The 19,786-nt window shown below is 49.9% G+C and carries 14 protein-coding genes; 10 read left to right on the top strand and 4 right to left on the bottom strand.

What is annotated here, in order from left to right:
* Positions 1-100: 100 nt before the first annotated feature.
* Genes D0C16_RS14990 through D0C16_RS14980 form a run of 3 tightly spaced genes read left to right on the top strand, consistent with a single transcriptional unit; the run spans position 101 to position 3,383 of the window.
* Positions 101-820, top strand: a complete 720-nt coding sequence (locus D0C16_RS14990) for a SapC family protein (protein ID WP_191968500.1) — start codon at positions 101-103, stop codon at positions 818-820.
* 27 nt (positions 821-847) lie between these two features.
* On the top strand, positions 848-1,861 hold the full coding sequence (locus tag D0C16_RS14985; RefSeq protein WP_151033100.1) for a cupin-like domain-containing protein: 1,014 nt from the start codon (positions 848-850) through the stop codon (positions 1,859-1,861).
* A gap of 37 nt (positions 1,862-1,898) precedes the next feature.
* Complete coding sequence (locus D0C16_RS14980) at positions 1,899-3,383, top strand: tryptophan halogenase family protein (RefSeq protein ID WP_151033099.1); 1,485 nt, start codon at positions 1,899-1,901, stop codon at positions 3,381-3,383.
* A gap of 92 nt (positions 3,384-3,475) precedes the next feature.
* Here D0C16_RS14980 and D0C16_RS14975 read toward each other — a convergent pair whose 3' ends face one another.
* Positions 3,476-3,946 (bottom strand): hypothetical protein, encoded by a 471-nt coding sequence (locus D0C16_RS14975; RefSeq protein ID WP_151033098.1) that lies wholly within the window; start codon positions 3,944-3,946, stop codon positions 3,476-3,478.
* A gap of 444 nt (positions 3,947-4,390) precedes the next feature.
* On the opposite strand from D0C16_RS14975, the gene D0C16_RS14970 reads away from it, so the two are divergent.
* The 4 genes from D0C16_RS14970 to D0C16_RS14955 all read left to right on the top strand — a co-directional run bounded on the left by D0C16_RS14970 (position 4,391) and on the right by D0C16_RS14955 (position 12,757).
* The gene (locus tag D0C16_RS14970; RefSeq protein WP_151033097.1) at positions 4,391-5,950 is read left to right on the top strand and encodes a tryptophan halogenase family protein; all 1,560 of its coding nucleotides are present in this window, start codon (positions 4,391-4,393) and stop codon (positions 5,948-5,950) included.
* A 537-nt stretch (positions 5,951-6,487) separates the two neighbouring features.
* Positions 6,488-9,040 (top strand): exo 1,3/1,4-beta-D-glucan glucohydrolase, encoded by a 2,553-nt coding sequence (locus tag D0C16_RS14965; protein ID WP_151033096.1) that lies wholly within the window; start codon positions 6,488-6,490, stop codon positions 9,038-9,040.
* 157 nt (positions 9,041-9,197) lie between these two features.
* Entirely contained in the window at positions 9,198-11,330 is a 2,133-nt protein-coding gene (locus D0C16_RS14960) for a glycoside hydrolase family 16 protein (protein WP_151033095.1), read from the top strand.
* Between the two features lie 68 nt (positions 11,331-11,398).
* A complete protein-coding gene (locus D0C16_RS14955) occupies positions 11,399-12,757 on the top strand; it encodes an ADP-ribosylglycohydrolase family protein (RefSeq protein WP_225318695.1) in 1,359 nt (452 codons plus the stop codon).
* A gap of 325 nt (positions 12,758-13,082) precedes the next feature.
* Here the strand turns inward: D0C16_RS14955 and D0C16_RS14950 are convergent, their stop codons facing one another.
* Positions 13,083-14,243, bottom strand: coding sequence for an AraC family transcriptional regulator (locus tag D0C16_RS14950; RefSeq protein ID WP_151033094.1), 1,161 nt, complete (start codon positions 14,241-14,243; stop codon positions 13,083-13,085).
* A gap of 222 nt (positions 14,244-14,465) precedes the next feature.
* Between D0C16_RS14950 and D0C16_RS14945 the strand changes: the two genes are divergently transcribed.
* Complete coding sequence (locus D0C16_RS14945) at positions 14,466-15,452, top strand: alpha/beta hydrolase (RefSeq protein ID WP_151033093.1); 987 nt, start codon at positions 14,466-14,468, stop codon at positions 15,450-15,452.
* A gap of 36 nt (positions 15,453-15,488) precedes the next feature.
* Complete coding sequence (locus D0C16_RS14940; protein ID WP_151033092.1) at positions 15,489-16,145, top strand: DedA family protein; 657 nt, start codon at positions 15,489-15,491, stop codon at positions 16,143-16,145.
* A gap of 77 nt (positions 16,146-16,222) precedes the next feature.
* Here D0C16_RS14940 and serA read toward each other — a convergent pair whose 3' ends face one another.
* Positions 16,223-17,452: a phosphoglycerate dehydrogenase gene (gene serA, locus D0C16_RS14935; RefSeq protein ID WP_151033091.1), complete on the bottom strand. Its 1,230-nt coding sequence runs from the start codon at positions 17,450-17,452 to the stop codon at positions 16,223-16,225.
* Positions 17,453-17,794: 342 nt separating this feature from the next.
* On the opposite strand from serA, the gene D0C16_RS14930 reads away from it, so the two are divergent.
* Positions 17,795-19,036 carry an MFS transporter gene (locus D0C16_RS14930; RefSeq protein ID WP_191968499.1) on the top strand — a complete coding sequence of 414 codons (1,242 nt, stop codon included), beginning with the start codon at positions 17,795-17,797 and terminating at the stop codon, positions 19,034-19,036.
* 15 nt (positions 19,037-19,051) lie between these two features.
* Here the strand turns inward: D0C16_RS14930 and tsaA are convergent, their stop codons facing one another.
* On the bottom strand, positions 19,052-19,771 hold the full coding sequence (gene tsaA / locus D0C16_RS14925) for a tRNA (N6-threonylcarbamoyladenosine(37)-N6)-methyltransferase TrmO (protein WP_151033089.1): 720 nt from the start codon (positions 19,769-19,771) through the stop codon (positions 19,052-19,054).
* Between the last annotated feature and the right edge of the window lie 15 nt (positions 19,772-19,786).

Below are 19,786 nucleotides of genomic sequence, written 5' to 3'. Positions count from 1 at the left end.
GTTAGTTGAGTTAAGGAAAAGCCGCTGTGTGTTAGCGGCTTTTTCTTTTCTGTCGATCAAAACGGTTGACTCAATTTTTTGCAGTTGTCAGGAGTCTGTTGTGGCCAAGAATGTGTTGCTCGATAACGTCACTCATAAAGATTTAAAAATAAATCCAGCGCGGGGCCGGCACCTTGGTGATGCGATAGGCTACGCCGCGATAGTGCCTTGGGAATTTCGGCAGGTCGCTGCGAACTACCCGATTTTTTATCGCAAAACCACCAACAACCAATTCGAAGCCGTAGCGCTGTTTGGGTTTGCTCCCGACGAAAATTTATTTATTGATGCAGCGGGTTGGTGTGGGAATTATTTGCCTCTCTCCATGGAGCGTATTCCATTTTCCATTGGCTATACTCAGGATTCCGCGACCGGCCACCGGCAACCGGTGATTCACGTGGATATGGATCATCCGCGCGTGAGCGCAACAGAAGGCCTGCCGGTGTTTCTGCCGCAAGGTGGAAATTCCGATTATTTGGAAAGTATTAACAGTATTCTTGCGGAATTGATTAATGGTGTAACTATTTGCCAGCGCTACACCGACATTTTGCAGGCGGAAGATCTACTGGAGCCCTTCGTGTTGAAAATTATGTTGGACAACGGAGCGGAAGTAGAGTTAGGAGGCTTCTATACCATCAATGAAATGGTGTTGCGCGATCTGGGGGCAGAACAATTGGCGCGTTTGCACAGTCAAAATTTTCTGGAATTGATTTATATGTCAATTGCCTCTATGGCCAACATTAAGAAGTTGGTGAGTAAAAAAAATAAATTGCTGCAATTCTAAGTAGCGCCGGGTGAGTGAGGCAGTATCATGTTGCAAAACCTGCAAGCCATAAATGTCGTTGAGGGTGTCAGTGCCGATGCAATTCCGGATTGGGTATTAACCTCGGTCGTACCTCTGGTGCTCAAAGGTCTGGTAAAACAATGGCCCATTGTGCAGGCGGCACAAGATTCTGCGCAGGCTGGTTTTGATTATCTCTGCCAGTTTTATAATGGTGAACTGGTGAATACAGCCATTGGCGATGAAAATAATAACGGTGCGATTTTCTACAATCAGGATTTCACCGGCTTTGCCTACGAACGCGCGCGTTCATCGCTCACCAATGTTTACGAAAATATTAATCGCCTGCACGCCAATGGTTCGCAGCGCGCCTATTATGTGGACTCGGCGCCTGTTAATGCCTGCGTGCCCGGCTTTCGCGCGCACAATGATTTAAATCTGGGGCAATTCAATCCGCGTGTCAGTGTGTGGATGGGTAATAGAACCATCGTCTCTGCCCATCACGATATTCCTGACAATATTGCCTGCGTAGTAATTGGTAAGCGCCGCTTTGTCGTCTTCCCTCCGGATCAATTACAAAATTTATACATTGGACCGCTGGATTTTAATCCCGCCGGCCCGGCAATCAGTCTGGTGGATTTACACAATCCCGACTTTGAAAAATTTCCTCGCTATAGAGAAGCGCTGGCGCACGCGCAAATTGCCGAATTGGAACCGGGCGATGCGATTTATATTCCCAGTATGTGGTGGCACCATGTTGAAGGATTAATGCCGTTTAATGTAATGGTGAATTACTGGTGGACGGCGTTCCCCAATTACCTGGGCTCACCGCAGGATGCCTTTACCCATGCGCTGATGAATATTCGTTCGCTCCCGGCCGATGAACGTCAGCATTGGAAAAATCTATTCGACTACTACATTTTTGATGCGAACCCTGAAGACACGGCACATATTCCTCAGGATAAGCTCGGTGTGCTCGGTGATATCGATGAGACCGCCGCGCGCCGTTTGCGTTCGCAGTTATTGAATCGGTTAAACCGATAATGGCTCTTCCCACCAATTTTTTTATAGATAGTTCGCCATGAAAAAAAATAATCGCATTGTAATCGTCGGCGGTGGTTCCGCCGGTTGGATGGCTGCTGCGGCCTTATCCAACGCGTTTGGCGCAACCCAGCAAATTACCCTGATTGAATCCGAGGCGATTGGCACTGTGGGGGTGGGTGAGGCAACCATTCCGGCGGTAAAATCCTTTAACAAATTGTTGGGCATTGATGAAGCGGAGTTTTTAAAAACTACTCAGGGCACGTTTAAACTGGGTATTCAATTTGAAAACTGGGGTGCGCAGGGCGATGTGTATATGCACCCCTTTGGCCTGGTGGGTAAGGATTCCTGGATGGCCAACTTCCAGCATTTCTGGTTGAAAGCAAAACGCATGGGTGTGGCAAAAAGTTATTTCGATTATTCGTTGAATATTCGCACCGCCAAAGCCAACAAATGCATGATCGACCCCAATAGCGGGCTGGATTATGCCTATCATTTTGATGCCGGTTTATACGCGGCTTATTTACGTAAATACAGCGAAGCGCGCGGTGTAAAACGTATCGAAGGTTTCATTGAATCAGTGCAAACCCGCGATGATGGCTTTATTGAATCGGTAAAACTGCAAGCGGGCGATATCATTGCCGGTGAACTATTTATTGATTGCTCGGGTTTTCGCGCGCTGCTGATTGAACACACACTGCACACCGGGTTTGAAGACTGGTCACACTGGTTGCCGTGCGATCGTGCGCTTGCCGTACAAACTGAATCGGTAGGTGAACCTATTCCCTATACCCGCTCTATTGCTCACTCCGCGGGTTGGCAATGGCGCATTCCCTTGCAGCATCGTGTGGGTAATGGGCTGGTTTATTGCAGTCGTTATAGTAGCGATGAGGATGCTAAAAAACTCCTGCTGGAAAATGTGGAGGGTGAGGTAAGAACTGAGCCTCGGCTGATTAAATTTCGCACCGGGCGCGCGCTTAAGCAGTGGAATAAAAATTGTATTGCAATTGGTTTGTCGAGTGGATTTTTGGAGCCGCTGGAATCCACCAGTTTGCATTTAATCCAAACCGGTATTGTGCGCTTGATTCGCATGTTCCCCGGCGATGCAATTAATCAAACGGAAATTGATGAATACAATCGCCAGTCGCGCTATGAATACGAACGTATCCGCGATTTTATTATTCTGCATTACCATGTGACTCAACGTAGCGATAGTGCTTTCTGGAATTACTGCCGCCGCATGTCTATTCCGGAAACCCTTGCGCGCAAAATTGAAGTTTATAAAAACACCACCAGCGTATTTAAAGAGCAGGACGAACTATTTCATGAAGGTTCCTGGCAGCAGGTGATGTTAGGGCAGGGTATAACCCCCACTGCATATCACCCGGTGGTGGATAAACTCAGCGATGAAGAGTTGGTGAAACTCATGAATTCCATCGAAAACGAACACAATCAATATCTGGCGCGCTTCCCCAGTCACCAGCAATTTATTAATCATTACTGCAAAGCGATAGCGCCTGGTTAAAATTATTTTTTTGCCAATACTTGGCCAGTGACAATAAAAAAAGCCGGATAAAAGTTATCCGGCTTTTTTGTGTTCGCAAATACCGGGCGGAGTTAATTGCACGTGTATTTCAAGCGTGGATAAGAATATGGGTCCAGTGGTTGTACCGTGTAGGGACAATTCTGGCCACAGAATTGGCTGGGTGTCATATTCGGATTTAATGAACCATTAGGACCAGTTTGTACTATTAATGTGGCACCGGTATTACAACTGCTCGGTGTGCTGGTAGTGACATATTTTAAAATAACTGCACTGTCACAAGCGCCGCTGGACACATAACCCGATGCAACCCAGGTGATGCTGCACGTAGATGGATTGTACTGGTGATGTTTTTGTTCGCGTGTCGCAATTGAAGTGCCGTTCAGTTGGCACGATGATGTAACAATCGCGCCAGAGGGAATGTTTTGCACGCTGGTGTTAACCCAGCTGCAACCCGAAGGTTGGGTTGATTGCGCAAAGCTGCTCGCGGCCAAGCTGCCCGCGAGCGAGATACTGATACCCAGGATTAATTTTACTAATTTCATATAAATTCCCATTCATTGTTTAGGTTGATTATGCGCGCGTAATATTCAGCATCCGGTTGAATATTCGCGGCGATGCAAATTACATCGCCAGTGTTATCAGCCTCCTGGCTGATGATCGAACCCACCAGAAATTTCTCGCGGGTTCAAACTTGACTGCTTGTCGCGTCACTCTAACTACAGCTAAAACAAGCAGTAAGGCTCGGCCTTGACGTGGGCGAGAGTTGTAACCCTAAATGCAAAAAATATCGTCCCACCTTTTGTGTTGGTTAAAACTGGGCAAAATCGGTGAACGATGTACGGGGAAATAAGGGGGTGGGTTGGTTGCAGCGGCCATCGGGTGATCAGGGATAGCGGATAGCAATAATCCGAGAGGTGCGCCCCGCGTGGGCCTGGGGCATAATGCCAGCCACTACACAGCCATAGTGGTTACGGGTCAAACAGAAAATGAATAATCCAATTAAAAAAATAATGATTGTCGGCGGTGGTTCTGCCGGTTGGTTAACGGCAGGAGTAATTGCGGCCGAGCATTTGGTCGATCCAGATAACGGCCTGGAACTCGTGTTGGTTGAATCACCCGACGTGCCTACTATCGGTGTGGGCGAAGGCACCTGGCCTTCCATGCGTTCTACCCTGAAAAAAATTGGTGTGTCGGAGACAGAATTTTTTCGCGAATGCGATGCAAGCTTTAAGCAAGGCTCCAAGTTTGTCGATTGGTTGAAGCCGGCTGGCGGCGCCTACTACCATCCTTTTAGTCTGCCCGATGGCGGCAACGACTTTAATCTGGCGGAGCAATGGCTAGCGCATCGCGATCAAGTGAATTTTTCCGATGCTGTCTGCCCCATTCGCTTTATTTCAGATCGTAATCTCGCACCTAAATTAATTACTTCCCCGGAGTATGGTGGTGCCAGTAACTATGGCTATCATCTGGATGCGGGTAAATTTTCCAACTTCCTGAAAAAGCACTGCACTGAAAAACTGGGCGTAACTTATATTCAGGATCACGTCATAAAAATTAATTCTGCTGAAAACGGTGATATTGCCTCCATTTCCACCAAGATGAATGGTGACCTGGTTGCGGATTTATTTATCGACTGCACCGGTTTTGCCTCGTTGTTGTTAGGCGAGCACTACCAAATCCCGCTTAACGAAGAGCGCCGGGTGTTGTTTAACGATAGTGCCCTGGCGGTGCAAATTCCTTATGGCGAAACGGAATCGCCCATTCAATCCTGCACGGTTTCTACCGCGCAGGATTGCGGCTGGATTTGGGATATTGGCCTGCCGACGCGGCGTGGGATCGGCCATGTTTTTTCCAGTGCGCACACCAGTGATGAGCAGGTGCTGAAAAATCTGCAGGACTATCTTGAACCCGCTATCGGCAAGGCGGCCGCTGAAAAAATTATGCCGCGCAAGCTGACCTTTAACCCCGGTTATCGCAAGGTGTTATGGCACAAGAACTGTGTGGGTGTGGGTATAGCGGCGGGCTTCATTGAACCGCTTGAAGCAACGGCGTTGGTGTTGATTGAATTGTCGGCGCAAATGATCGCCGAACAACTACCGGCAACACGCGCGGTGATGGATACTGTGGCTAAACGCTTTAACCAGCAGTTCTTTGATCACTGGCAGCGCATCATTGAATTCCTGAAATTGCACTATGTATTGAGTGAGCGACGCGATACCGACTACTGGCGCGATCACTTGGCAGACTCAACCCAGCCGGATGGACTGCGCGAATTACTCGACCTCTGGCGTTATCACGTTCCCTGGAAACACGATATTCGCGGCGATGAAATGTTTCCCTGGGCGAGCTACCAATACGTGCTTTACGGCATGGGGTTTGACACACAGATTTCATCGGTGGCCAAGCGAGCAGCGGCAGCAAACAGTGAAAAAGCGGGTGAACTGTTTAACGCCAATATGAAAAAAACCCAGTCATTTATAAACAACTTGCCGACGAACCGAGCGCTCTTGAACAAGGTGCGTGAGTTCGGGTTTCAGAAAATCTAGTTTTTCCCCGCCTTCACCTGAAGTGAATGTCTGCTCAAAGCCGGTTATAACCCAATAACCGGCTTTTTTATTTAAACGAAAAAAAAGGCAGGTTCGACTAGCTCAAACGCCAAAATTTATCAGAACGCCGTATGAAAAAATCCCCCTCACAAAAGTGAACAGCCCCATGTTCCACCGCTGATTAAAGTGGGACGACACCCTTTTGATTCCGATGCCACTATGCATTGGTCAGCCGGATAGCGCGCCCGTGGTTGAGCCGCTGTTCGGTGTGCCAGTGATCCGTTTTCTCACTGGGACTGAACCCCTGGGTGATGTCAGGTCCCCATGGGTGTTAGCAAGAGTGGTTTAGGTACACATATGCCAACCCGAATTACGCTTGTTAGCTCTCCTTGCTTTGCCCCCCACATTCTTTCCTCGAAGGAGAATGCGGGGGGCATTTTTGCTATTTGGAGTGGTAGCTGACCTGATACGTGAACAACCAACAAATTATTAGCAACCTGACTATCCAACAATAATATTTCTACGGCGAGGTAATTTATGCCCCTTCTTTACAAATCCGCAGCATTGGCATTTTGCAGTCTGGCGGTGGTGGCGGCTTTGACGGGCTGCGGTAAAAAATCGACAGAAGCGACTCCAACTGAAGTCAGTGCCCCGGTTGCGGATGCGCCTGCATCGCTGTGGCCCAAGCTGGACTTTGCGGTCAAGAAAGATCCCGCCGTAGAAGCAAAAATTACTGAACTGCTGGGCAAGATGACCACCGAGCAAAAAGTAGGGCAACTGATTCAGCCCGAACTGCGCCATGTAACCCCGGCGGATGTTATTGAGTACAACCTGGGCTCAATTCTGAATGGCGGCGGGTCTTACCCGGGTGAAAATAAACACGCAAAAGTGGAGGATTGGTTAGCCCTGGCCGATGGTTTTTATAACGCCTCCATGAACGCGGAAAATGGCCGCGTGGCGATTCCAATTATCTGGGGTACCGATGCCGTTCACGGCCATAACAACATTATCGGCGCAACCCTTTTCCCCCATAACATTGGCTTGGGGGCAACACGTAATCCCGAATTAATCCAACAAATTGGTGCGGCGACCGGTGCGGAAATTGCCGTGACGGGTATTGACTGGAGTTTTGCTCCAACGCTCGCAGTAGTGCGCGATGATCGTTGGGGCCGCACCTATGAATCCTATTCTGAAGATCCTGCAGTGGTGAAATCCTACGGCGGCAAAATGGTGGAAGGTTTGCAGGGCGTTGCGGGTAAGGATTTCCTCAGTGAGCAGCATGTCATTGCGACGGCCAAACATTTCCTGGCTGATGGCGGAACCCAGGGCGGGCAGGATCGCGGCGATGCGCAAATCAGCGAAGCCGAGTTGGTAAAAATCCATAACGCGGGTTATGAAACGGCACTGGCCGCCGGCGCGCAAACTGTCATGGCTTCCTTCAGCAGTTGGCAGGGCGTGAAGATGCACGGCAACCAATATCTGCTTACTGAACAATTAAAAAACCAAATGGGTTTTGATGGTCTGGTGGTGGGTGATTGGAATGGCCATGCATTTGTGTCGGGTTGTACACCGGTGAGCTGCCCGCAAGCAATTAATGCCGGCCTGGATATTTTCATGGCGCCGGAAGGTAACTGGAAAGAGTTGTATCACAACACTGTGGCGCAAGTGAAAAGCGGCGAAATATCGCAAGCGCGTCTGGATGATGCCGTTGCGCGTATTCTGCGTGTGAAAATTCGCGCGGGTCTCTTTGAGAAAGGTGCACCCTCTACCCGCGAACTCGCCGGAAAACGCGAAGTGATTGGCTCGGCTCCGCATCGCGCTGTTGCGCGCCAGGCTGTGCGTGAATCCATCGTATTGTTAAAAAATAATGCGCAGACTCTGCCGGTAAAAGCCAACAGCAAAATATTGGTGGCGGGCGATGGCGCGGACAATATCGGCAAACAATCCGGTGGCTGGAGTATCACCTGGCAGGGCACTGGAAATACCAATGCGGACTTCCCCGGCGGCACCTCTATTTATCAAGGCATTGCCGATGCGGCGAACGCCGCGGGTGGTGCGGCTGAGTTAAGTGTTGATGGCAATTACAAAACCAAACCCGATGTTGCGTTCGTGGTATTTGGTGAAGACCCTTACGCTGAAATGCAAGGCGATGTTGGGACGTTGATCTACAAAAGCGAAACCAATTTGGCACTGCTGAAAAAATTGAAGGCCGATGGCATTAAAGTGGTTTCGCTATTTATTACTGGCCGCCCGCTCTGGGCTAATAATTTTATCAATGCGTCTGATGCTTTTGCGGTTGTCTGGTTACCCGGTTCCGAAGGTGTTGGGGTTGCCGATGTGTTGCTCACCAAAGCAGACGGTTCCTTGAATTACGATGTGAAAGGTAAATTACCTTTCTCCTGGCCTGCGTCACCTGTGCAGTCGCCGCTTAACCAAGGTGATGCTGATTACAAACCACAATTTGCGTTTGATTTTGGTTTGACTTACGCCGATAAAACCGAAACACCCGCGCTGGATGAAACCGCTGCACAACTGGTCGCTGCACAGGCACCGGATGTGGTGCCTGTGTTTAATCAACGCGTGATGAATCCCTGGACCTTGGTGTTACTGGACCATGTAAATAATATGGCGCCAGTGACCACGAGCAGCGGCGAGTTGGGTGCCGTGAAAGTTACCTCGCAGGATAAACAAGTGCAGGAAGATACACGCCGTGTGCAATTTAACGGCAGTGCTAAAGCGACAGTGACTTTCGGTTCAACAACGCGCTCGGATCTGAGTGTTTATGCAGAAAACAAGGGCGCGTTGGTATTCGATATGAAAGTGAATGCAAAACCCACCGCTGCAGTGAGTGTGGGTATGTACTGCGGCAGTGATTGTGCGGGGGAAATTCCAGTGACCGAGCAATTAAATGCTGCCCCTCTGGGTGAGTGGACCAGTGTCAGTATTGCGCTGGAATGCTTTGCGAAAAAACGCGTGAAACTGGATATGGTACTTGCGCCTTTCATGCTCAGTACCGATGGCAGTCTGGATGTGTCGCTCTACAACGTTCGTATTGAGAAAAATGCCACTGCACCTGCGTGTACGGAATAATTTCTGAAAAAAATCTCGGCGCAGTGAAAGGCTCCGCCGAGATTTTTTTAGCGCGACGTTTGAAAAATTTTCAACGAATGATCTAAATAATAACTACAGCTCTTTTTTACCAGCAATTCCAAAATCCCAGGGTTTTACAATAACAATAGAGGTAAGTATGAAAAATCACGAATATGGCTTCAAACCCGGTTTATCTCATTCTCTGCTCGGTATCGCGCTGCTTGGCCTGGTGGGCTGTGGCGGCTCCGGCGGTGGTAACAGCAATAATTCCAGTGTACCGGCATCCAGCTCACTGGCGTCGAGTGCGGCGGTGAGTTCCAGCAGTGCTGCGAGTTCGGCCGCGCCCACCTGGGAGTTGGTGTGGAGTGACGAATTTAACGGCACCACAATCGATATGGGCAAATGGGGTTTCGAAAAAAATTGTTGGGGCGGCGGTAATAATGAACAGCAGTGTTACACCGATCGCCCAGCCAACTCATTTGTGGCTGATGGTGTGTTAAATATTGTCGCCCAACGCGAGGACTTTACCGGTTCGGATTCGCCCGAAGGTGAAAGCCCCACCACAAAAACCTTACCCTACACCTCGGCGCGGTTACGCACCAAAAATATTAAAGAGTGGACTTTTGGTCGCTTTGAAATTCGTGCGAAATTACCTGCTGGCCAAGGCACCTGGCCCGCGATTTGGATGTTGCCGACTAATTCACCTTACGGCAGCTGGGCCTCCAGTGGCGAAATCGACATTATGGAAGCGGTGAATTTAAAAGTCGTTACTAATGGCAGTGCGCCGGAAGCTCATGTGCACGGGACTTTACATTTTGGCCGCAACTGGCCGGGCAATGTTAACTCGGGTGCAGATTATTTATTACCGAATAATGCCAACCCGGCAGATGATTTCCACACTTACGCGGTTGAGTGGGAAGAGGGTGAAATTCGTTGGTATGTAGATGATGTTCATTTTGCAACTCAACGCGAAACCGGTTGGTATGGCCAGTACATGCAAGATGGTGTGTTAAAAGATGCTCCCGTTGGTGCGCCTTTTGATCGCTTCTCCAAATTTCATCTGCTGCTCAATTTAGCGGTGGGAGGCAATTGGGCCGGTAACGTCAATAATAAAGGTGTAGACGAATCAGTTTTCCCACAAAAAATGTTGGTGGATTTTGTGCGCGTCTATCAATGCAGCGCCAATCCATCTACCGGTAAAGGCTGCGCGACTATTGGTGCGAATGCTGAATTGGTTGCCGGTCATCAACGCCCGGTAATTGGCGCTGTGAAATTGCCAGGGCCGCCGTTATTCACCATGTTCGATAACGATTTGGCTGGGGGGCTGAGTTTTGATTCCTACAACCCTGACGGCGTCATTAGCCATTCGGAAATTGCTGAAAGCGGACGCGGCGATGTGTGGAACATTGTTAAAAGCGGCGCAAACGGCAACGCCTATTTTAAGGTCGCTGGCGATCCAACCGATATGCGTGGTTGGTCAGGTGATAGCGAATTAATTTTTGATTACAAAGTAAATAGCAAAGCAGACGGTGCAAAACTTTTGGTTAAGCTCGATAGTGGCTGGCCTGCAGTGAGCGACGTGAGCGTACCAGTTACCGATTTGGGTGTGTGGAAAGAATATCGCATCACTCTCGATGATTTATTGGATAACGGTAATTCATTGGCAGCGGGTAAAGCGACCTTGGCCTCTATCGTAAATACCTTTGTGGTTGATCCGTCTGCAGCGATGAATGTTTCGTTCGACAATGTGCGCATTGAAGGTAAAGCCAGTAGCGGTGTTGATGAATTTGCCAAGTTGCCGTTGTTTACTTTGTATGACACGAGTATTGCATCCGGGTTACAAGTGCAAAGCTATAATCCTTCTGGTCAAATCAGCTCATCTGAAGTTGACGACGGTGCTCATGGGAAAGTATTTAAGGTGGTAAAAACCGGGCCCGATGGCAATGTGTTTTTCAACGTGATCAGTGGTCCGGCCAATTTAAATCACTGGTCCGCCAAAGGTGAATTGGTATTTGATTTCAAAGTAAATAGCAAAGCAGCTGACACTAAGTTATTGATAAAAATGGACAGCGGCTGGCCTAACGTGAGCGATGTTACTGTGCCTTTACCGGCGGATGGAGTCTGGACCGAATACCGTATCGGTGTTGCCGATTTAATTGATAACGGCAATTCAGTTTCCTGCTGTCCAGGCATTGCCAAACTCAACTCGATTACCAATCTATTTGTAATGGAGCCGTCCGGTGCCATTGATGTGGTGTTTGATAACGTGCGTTTGGTAGAAAAACAGTAATTTCAACGAAATAACTATTAACGGCTGCAATTGCAAAATTGCAGCCGTTTTTTTTGGGAGCATCAATTGTGACTCTACGAGCACTGTGTTTGTTAGTTGCGTTAGTGGGATGTGCGAGTCAGTCTTCACATACTGGGTCAACATTATCAAGTGATCGCTATATTGAAATTTCTCGCACTCAGTATTTGGACTCACTGTACGGTTTTTGGTTGGGGCAATGCATAGCTAACTGGACTGGTTTGGTGACGGAAATGGATAAAGTTGGCAATCTCGGCGAAATCAAAACAGGTCCGTTTTATACGCGCGCTGATTGGGGTAAACCGGATCAACCCAGTATCTGGGGGCAAGGTATTCCGAGTAATCTCTCGGCGAACATCGACTTTGTGACAGTGGGTCCGGACGGCATTTGGGGGGCGGATGACGATACGGATATTGAATATATTTATCAAACCGCACTAGCGCAAAGTGAATCGGTGCTGCTTAGCCCAGAGCAAATACGCAATGCCTGGTTAACACACATTTATTCTGCCCAGGAGCCCACACCCTTTGGTAAAGATCCGGAAGGAAACTCTGAAAATTTCCTCTGGGTTTCCAATCAACGTGCGATGGATCTAATGCAGCAGGGTATATTGCCTCCAGCAACGGGAAGCCTGCCGCTTAATCCTCATTTCGATATGATTGACGCGCAATTAACCACAGAGATTTTTGGTTTTTTTGCGCCAACGCGCGCCGATGTTGCGCTGCAACTCGCTGATTTGCCCATACGCACAGTGGCAGACAAAGAAGCCGCTGACATTGCACGTTTCTATGTTGTTATCTATTCGCTTGCCGCGCGCGTTGATCCCGCGTTAACGCCCGCGCAAAAGGTACATTGGCTCGCACAGGAGGCGCGGCGCTATTTACCGGAGGGGCAATACCCTGCAGCTATGTACGATTTTGTTAAACAACAGTATGAATCGGGCGTGCCTTGGGAGCAGGCGCGCGATGCAATTTATCAGCGCTACCAGGTAGAGCAATTGGATGGTTATACGCTCACCTCCCGCAAGCTCTATTGCAATGGATGTTTTGCAGCCGGAATTAATTTTGCGTCCAGTTTAATCAGTCTTTTTTACGGTGAAGGTGATTTAAAAGCGACGATAAAAATCGGCGCACTGGCAGGCTGGGATTCTGATAACCCAACGGCGACCTGGGGCGGGCTGCTCGGTTTTATCGTCGGTAAAGATAAAATTGAACAGGCTTTTGGTAAAACATTCTCCAACCGTTTTAATATTCATCGCACCCGGAAAAATTTTCCCAATAATGGCATAGATACTTTTGATGCTATGGCTGCGACTGGGCTGACAATCGTCGATAAAGTCGTTGTTCAAAAAATGAATGGAATCATTGATAAAGAGCGCAATGTTTGGCGGATACCACTCTCTGAATAACCTGGATGAAAACCGGGCGACAAATTTTAATGGCATAAATGTTATTCTGTGCGCCCCCTGACGGGTATTGGAATAATCAGGGGAAAAGCTTTCATTGATGAAATCTAATTATGGAATAAACGTGAAATTATTATCGTCGGCGTTTTTCAGCGTTGTCTTTGGCGGGGCGCTTCTTTTGGGTGGTTGCGGTGGCGTGCTTAACGGAGGGCAATACGTCATTCCCGAACGCCAAACGGATTGCGAGATTAGGATGAAATTTACGCGCTAAGTTTGGCGCGAACAAATGAAAAAATAAGCCGGCATAGTTGCCGGCTTTCTTTTTTACCTACGCTATCTTCACCTCTTTATTCATGTTCTGTTTTCGATACTCAGTGGGTGACATGCCCACCAAGCGATTAAAGAAGCGGTGAAACGCTGATTTGCTGTTAAAGCCCGCATGTAGTAACACATCCATTACGGTCATGTCGGCGTGTTGGTTGTCGCTTAGCAAACGCTTGGCTTCCTCTACGCGATAGGAATTCATAAATTCAAAAAAGTTGGTGCCGTAGTGTTTGTTGATGACGGCGGACACCTCTTTTACCGGCAAATTGATGCGTTTGGAAAACTCATCGATATTGAGGTTTTGTTTCAGGAATAGCTTCTGGATTTCCATGCCCTGCTGTACTTTCTGGATGGCGGTATCCGTCAGTTTTTCGTCGACTTTATCTTTGGCGGCTTCTGGTTTGGTAGTGAGCAGCTTGTGCGTGTGCACGACACTGTTAACGAAGAGTGCGTTGATTAGAATAAAAATGATGTAATTTTCGGCAATGCCAAAGAGGTCGGAAATTTGCGGTGCAGCTAATGCGACAGTGTTGGCTATCACGTGAACGAGAATTGAAAAGCTCCAGGTAAATAAAAACCCGAGGGTGAGAATATTTAACCAACTGGGCTCAGTGGGTGAAAAGTTTGAATATTGGTTGTGCAAGCCAATCCGATAAAGGCGCACACGATTCACGGCGGCGAGTGCATAAAAGAACGGCATTATTTTAATAAAATGCCAAACACCATTCGCAATTTGCCGCTCGGTTTCGGTCATGCCCAGTGTGCGAAACCGTAAATCAGTGCTGTCAATCTGGAAGAGTGCGAGCCAGGCGACGGCAACGGCCGCTGGAATTAAATGTACCAGATGTCGTCGCGCCAGCTTGAAGGCATCCTCTGTGAGCGCTATGACATAAATCAATAAGAGTGGCCCCTTGAGCATTTGCGCGATTACTAAAAAGTAAGGCAATAAATACTCGTCAAAGGCGGTGAATAAACTGACGTCGTCATTCCACAACACCAGAATGCACGCGGAGGTAATCGCAATGGAAATTAAAAATGTACTGAGCAGGCGATTGGCCAGCTGGTTTTTTACCGGGAGTATCGCCTGAAAAATGACCAGCAAGAAGCACTCTGCTACGGTCATAAACAGCACTACATCGTGAATGTTGAATATATGTTTTTGCATTAGCTCAAACCCTGGTGTTGTCGTTGTTATGGTTTTTAGGTCTGGTTGTTATTTTATTGGGGTGTCTTTGGTTGATGGGGGTGATTATAGTGGAAGCTCCCGCAGGTGTCGCACCGATTTACCCTGCGTTACCCAGTTACTTTGAGGGGATGATGTATCGGTGGCGAAAGTGAACCGATTACATCGATATAGTGAAAATGACACTTTGATTGTGAGCCTTTTATGTCGCCAGTGAGCTTTTCCCGGGAGCAGGGCGATGCCTTGCAAGCGCTGTTACCTGAGCTGGAGTTTTCCGGTGAATTTGCGGGGATCAGCAGTGATGATCCGTTGTTAGCGGCCTACCTCGGTTGTTATCAACTGGATTTCAGTGCTCGCTTCCCCGGTGTTCACCATGAAATCGGAATAGTTAATGCAGCGGGATTTCGTATTGCTACCCAGTGTTGGATTCCACCGGAAGCGCGTGGCACCTTGCTGGTGGTGCATGGCTATTACGATCACGTGGGAATATACGACAAGGTTATCGCCTTTGGCTTGCAACAGGGGCTGGCGGTTTTGGCGTTTGATTTACCCGGTCACGGTTTGAGTAGCGGCGCGCGCGCGGCGATTGATTCGTTTGATCAGTACGGAGATGCGCTTGAGGCGGTACTCCTGCGCGCCAAGGGACAATTGCCGTTGCCCTGGTATGGCTTGGGGCAAAGCACTGGTGGCGCGGTGTTGCTCAATCATTTGTGGCGCTACGAGATTCAGCGCGTCGAGCCCTGGCTAAGCAAGAGGGCGCTTTGTGCACCGCTGATTCTGCCGCGCGGGTGGACGCGTGGACGCTGGCTCTATATGCTCATTCACCGATTTGTACGGCAACTGCCGCGCGGCCCCTCACGCAGTTCACACGACGAGGAGTTTATTCGTTTTCTGGACGAGCAAGATTGCTTGCAATCGCGTTTTCTGTCGGTGCGCTGGGTGGGCGCCATGAAAAACTGGCATGCGCAATTCTTGCGTTTCCAGCCACTGGATACGCCGGCGTTGATCCTGCAGGGGACTGACGATCAAACCGTTGCCTGGCGCTACAATCTTGGCGAAATTCAGCGCCGCCTGCCGCAAGCGCGCGTGCAATTTATCGAGGGCGCTGGCCATCAATTAGTGAATGAGCGCGAGGATTTTCGTGATCAAGTCTTTGTAACCTTGCGCGATTATTTTTGTACACTGCCTTGAACCCTTTTCATTATCAGCGACGACTAAGGAATTACCGTGGAACTCATCCAGTTAGCTATCAGTTTTATTTTGCATGTAGACCAGCATCTCACCGAGTTGTTTAATCAATATGGATTGTGGATTTACGGCATTTTGTTTTTGATTATTTTCTGTGAGACAGGCTTGGTGGTCACGCCATTTTTACCGGGTGATTCGCTGCTGTTTGCTACCGGTGCCTTGGTGGTGGGCACTACGCTGGATATTAATTTAATGGCCCTGGTGGTAGTCAGTGCAGCGATTCTGGGGAACACCGTGAACTACACCATCGGCCACTTCTTTGGTGAGCAACTATTTAGAAACCCCAACTCCAAAATTTTCCGGCGCGATTATCTTGACCGCGCTCACGCGTTTTATGAAAAGCACGGTGGCAAAACCATTGTAATGACTCGCTTTGTGCCTATCTTCCGCACCTTTGCGCCTTTTGCGGCCGGTATGAGCAGTATGGGTTACAAACGTTTTATGTTGTACAACATGATCGGTGCGGTGGCGTGGGTAGGGATTTTTCTGTACGCCGGTTACGTATTTGGCAACTTGCCTGTGGTGAGAAAAAACTTCACTCTGTTGATTTTGGGAATTCTTGTGTTGTCGATTCTGCCCATTGTTTATGAGGCGTGGAAATCGCGGAAAGCGAGTAAAGCGAATTCAGTCGCCTAAGTTAAGTGGTCAGAAATAAAAACGCCGCACTGTCTCCAGTGCGGCGTTTTTTTATGCGGCGATTTATTTGCGGTGGATTAGAAGAGCACGCGGCAACGAATAGTCCCTTCAATATTTTTCAACTGCTCCAGCGCGACTTCGCTGTAGGGTGAGTTGATATCTACTACCACGTAGCCAACCTTGTCGTTGGTTTGCAGGTACTGGGAGGAAATATTGATTTGGTTGTCGGAGAAAATTTTGTTGATCTTCGACAGTACGCCGGGAACGTTGGCGTGCACGTGCAGCAAGCGGTGTGCGTCCGGATGACCGGGCAGCGCCACTTCCGGGAAGTTAACCGAGCTGGTGGTGGTGCCGTTATCGGAGTACTTAACCAGTTTTTCCGCAACTTCCACACCGATATTTTCTTGCGCTTCCATAGTGGAGCCGCCGATGTGCGGGGTGAGAATTACATTGTCCAAACCACGCAGTGGGCTCAGGAACTCGTCACCGTTTGCTTTTGGCTCTTCCGGGAATACGTCGATCGCCGCGCCGGCGATGTGACCGGATTTAATGGCGTCCGCCAAGGCATCAATATCTACCACAGTGCCGCGAGAGGCATTAATCAAAATGCCGCCTTTTTTCATCAGGCCGATTTCGCGCGCGCCGATCATCATTTGGGTGGAGGCATTTTCCGGTACGTGCAGACTGATGATGTCGGCGGTAGCCAGCAGTTCATCCAGCTCGCGCACTTGCGCGGCATTACCCAGTGGCAGCTTGGTAACCACGTCGTAAAAACGCACTTTCATGCCCAGGGATTCCGCCAGCACACTGGTTTGGCTGCCGATAGAGCCGTAGCCGATCAGGCCCAGGGTCTTGCCGCGAATTTCGTAGGAGCCAGTTGCAGACTTGTCCCAGCCGCCGCGATGGCAGACAAAGTTTTTCTGCGGAATATTGCGCAGCAACAGAATCGCTTCAGCGATTACCAATTCCGCCACCGAGCGAGTGTTGGAGTAGGGCGCGTTAAATACCGCAACGCCGTGCTCTTGTGCGGCTTTCAGATCTACCTGATTGGTGCCGATACAGAAGCAGCCGGCGGCGATCAGCTTGGGCGCGTTTTCAAACACGCGGCGGGTCAGCTGGGTGCGCGAGCGCAGGCCAACAAAGTGGGCATCCTGAATGCGGGCGATAAGCTCATCTTCACCGAGTGCGGTTTTCAGGTAGTCGATATTGGTGTAACCCTGGGCATGGAGGGTATCCACCGCCGATTGGTGTACGCCTTCCAGCAATAAAAACTTGATTTTGCTTTTGTCTAACGAGGTCTTGCTCATGGAACAAACTCCTAAAGTGCGAGGCACCTAAAATTTAAAATCGAAAGCGGGACAGCGGCGTCTCCGGGAGCAACGGCATCAAACGGGAGACGGAGGGGCCGGAACCTGAGCCGGCGGAGGCTGAAAAAGGCGCGCATCATACCACAGCCGCCCGAGGGAAAAGCAGCTGCCGCCGCGAGCAGATGACGGATATTTAACGCTAGGGGCGAGTTGAGTTGCGTTGAAACTAGTGGTTTTACACAGCTTATAGTCAATATTTATATTACTCTTGGCGCCTGAACTTCTTATAATGGCGGCACCGATTATCTGCGGTAGATAATCACGTCCTTCGAGGTTCAAGGTTTGTCATCGTCTTCAGTGGTATCGAACGAAGCACCTTCTGCAACATTTTTTATCGCACTCCTCGCCATGGGGTTGGGTAGTTTCGCGATAGGTGTTGGCGAGTTTGTCTCCATGGGCTTGTTGCCCGAAATTTCCTCTTCGCTGTCCATCAGTATTCCGCAAGCGGGGCGTACCATCAGCGCCTATGCGCTGGGGGTGGTGATAGGCGCGCCGCTGTTGGCGATCTTCAGTACCGGCCGTTCGCGCACGCGCATGCTGGTGGTGTTAATAGCCCTTTATTCGCTCGGCAATATTGCCAGTGCGCTCGCGCCAAACTATGAAGCTATGTTGGCATTGCGTCTGTTGAGTGGTTTGCCGCACGGGACTTTTTTCGGGATTGCCTCACTGGTGGCGGCCTCGCTGGCACCCTCGCATATGCGCACCCGCGCGGTGGCCTATGTGATGTTGGGGCTCTCGATTGCGACGCTCGCCGGTGTACCTATAGCGACAGCCCTCGGGCAGTGGCTGGGTTGGCGCGCGGCGTTTGTTTTGGTGGGAGGAATAGCACTGGTGTCAGCAGTGTGCATAGCAAAGTTTGTCCCCTATGAGCCGCCGCAAGTGGGTGGGCGCGTCGTCGATGAATTGTCGATGTTCACCAATCGTCAGGTGTGGATCACCCTGGGGATAGGTGCAATTGGTTCGGGCGGGTTGTTCGCCATCTATTCCTACGTCAAACCCACGCTGATGAGCCTGGCAGGATTGACCGAAATGGGCGTGCCTTTTGTGCTGGCGCTATTCGGTGCGGGCATGGTGACGGGCAATATTTTCGGTTCGCGCATGGCTGACCGCGATCTGCTCGGCACCATCAAGCGCTGTCTGATCTGGTCGATGATTGTCTGCGCGGTTTTCGCGCTGGTTGCCCCGAATCTCTGGCTCGCCTGCGTCACGGTATTCTGTGTGGGCACCGTGGTGGTGATTGGTCCGGCCGTGCAAATTCGCCTGATGGATGTGGCCGGCAAGGCGCAGACCATGGCAGCCGCCATGAACCATTCAGCCTTTAACTTTGCCAATGCCGCCGGTGCCTTTTTAGGTGGGTTGGTGATTGACGCCGGTTTGGGGTACGCCGCCACTGGCTGGGTCGGCGTGCTGTTGTCTATGGCGGGAATGGGTATGTTTTACTGGATGATTATTGATGCGCGACGCAACCCGGAGCTAATTGGCAGTGCGGGTGCCGATCCCCGTACCGGTGAAGCGACCTCTTAAGGCTGACTGGTTTTTTTAGGGCTGGCAGGGCAATAGTTGCGTAAGACAAATACTGTAGCTATTTCCCGTTAGTCGATACTGCCAGCGCACATCCAGATCCAACAACCTCATCCCGTACACTCGCCCTTGGTCAGGCTGCTGATACTGCGGGCGCGGATCTTGTTGCAACACCTGGGTGATTAATCCGGCCAGATCTGTTCCGGTCTGTCTCCAATAGCTGACACAAAACACCATCAACGCGGCGGGAATATCCACATCGATTGGCGCCGGTGGTTCTGGCGCGAAGCTGTTTTCCGCGGCGACCACGCAATCCACATAGGGCACGTAGGGTTTGATATCCAACACCGGTGTGCCGTCCAGTAAATCCACCCCGCTGATTTGCACAAAGATTTTCCCCTCGCGTTCAATGACGCTGCGCAGCCGCACTACCGACAAACCAATTGGCGCTGGTCGAGTCGGCGAGCGGGTGGCAAATACGCCCAGGGTTTTATTGCCCCCCAGCCGGGGCGGTTTTACCCTGGCTTTCCACTCCTCGCGCTTGTTGGCATGAAACACAAATTGAACCCACAGGTGAGACGTACCCTCTAAGCCTGCAAAGGCCTGGATATCATCAAAGGGTGGGAGAATTTCGATTTCCGCCTCTGCTAGTGGAGCTAAGCCCGGCTGACGGGGTATGCCGAATTTTTCCTTGAAACAGGAATGCACTATGCCGATGGCGGGAAAGCTAAAGTCCATAACAGGTTGCCGGTC

Source organism: Cellvibrio sp. KY-GH-1 (assembly GCF_008806975.1).
Lineage (GTDB): Bacteria > Pseudomonadota > Gammaproteobacteria > Pseudomonadales > Cellvibrionaceae > Cellvibrio.
This window is presented reverse-complemented; position numbering and strand designations above follow the sequence as displayed.

Excerpts from the sequence above, each read along its gene's own strand:
- D0C16_RS14985 (WP_151033100.1), top strand. The coding sequence starts at position 848 with ATGTTGCAAAACCTGCAAGCCATAAATGTCGTTGAGGGTGTCAGTGCC.
- D0C16_RS14980 (WP_151033099.1), top strand. The coding sequence starts at position 1,899 with ATGAAAAAAAATAATCGCATTGTAATCGTCGGCGGTGGTTCCGCCGGT.
- D0C16_RS14975 (WP_151033098.1), bottom strand. The coding sequence starts at position 3,946 with ATGAAATTAGTAAAATTAATCCTGGGTATCAGTATCTCGCTCGCGGGC.
- D0C16_RS14970 (WP_151033097.1), top strand. The coding sequence starts at position 4,391 with ATGAATAATCCAATTAAAAAAATAATGATTGTCGGCGGTGGTTCTGCC.
- D0C16_RS14965 (WP_151033096.1), top strand. The coding sequence starts at position 6,488 with ATGCCCCTTCTTTACAAATCCGCAGCATTGGCATTTTGCAGTCTGGCG.
- D0C16_RS14960 (WP_151033095.1), top strand. The coding sequence starts at position 9,198 with ATGAAAAATCACGAATATGGCTTCAAACCCGGTTTATCTCATTCTCTG.
- D0C16_RS14950 (WP_151033094.1), bottom strand. The coding sequence starts at position 14,243 with ATGCAAAAACATATATTCAACATTCACGATGTAGTGCTGTTTATGACC.
- D0C16_RS14945 (WP_151033093.1), top strand. The coding sequence starts at position 14,466 with ATGTCGCCAGTGAGCTTTTCCCGGGAGCAGGGCGATGCCTTGCAAGCG.
- serA (WP_151033091.1), bottom strand. The coding sequence starts at position 17,452 with ATGAGCAAGACCTCGTTAGACAAAAGCAAAATCAAGTTTTTATTGCTG.
- tsaA (WP_151033089.1), bottom strand. The coding sequence starts at position 19,771 with ATGGACTTTAGCTTTCCCGCCATCGGCATAGTGCATTCCTGTTTCAAG.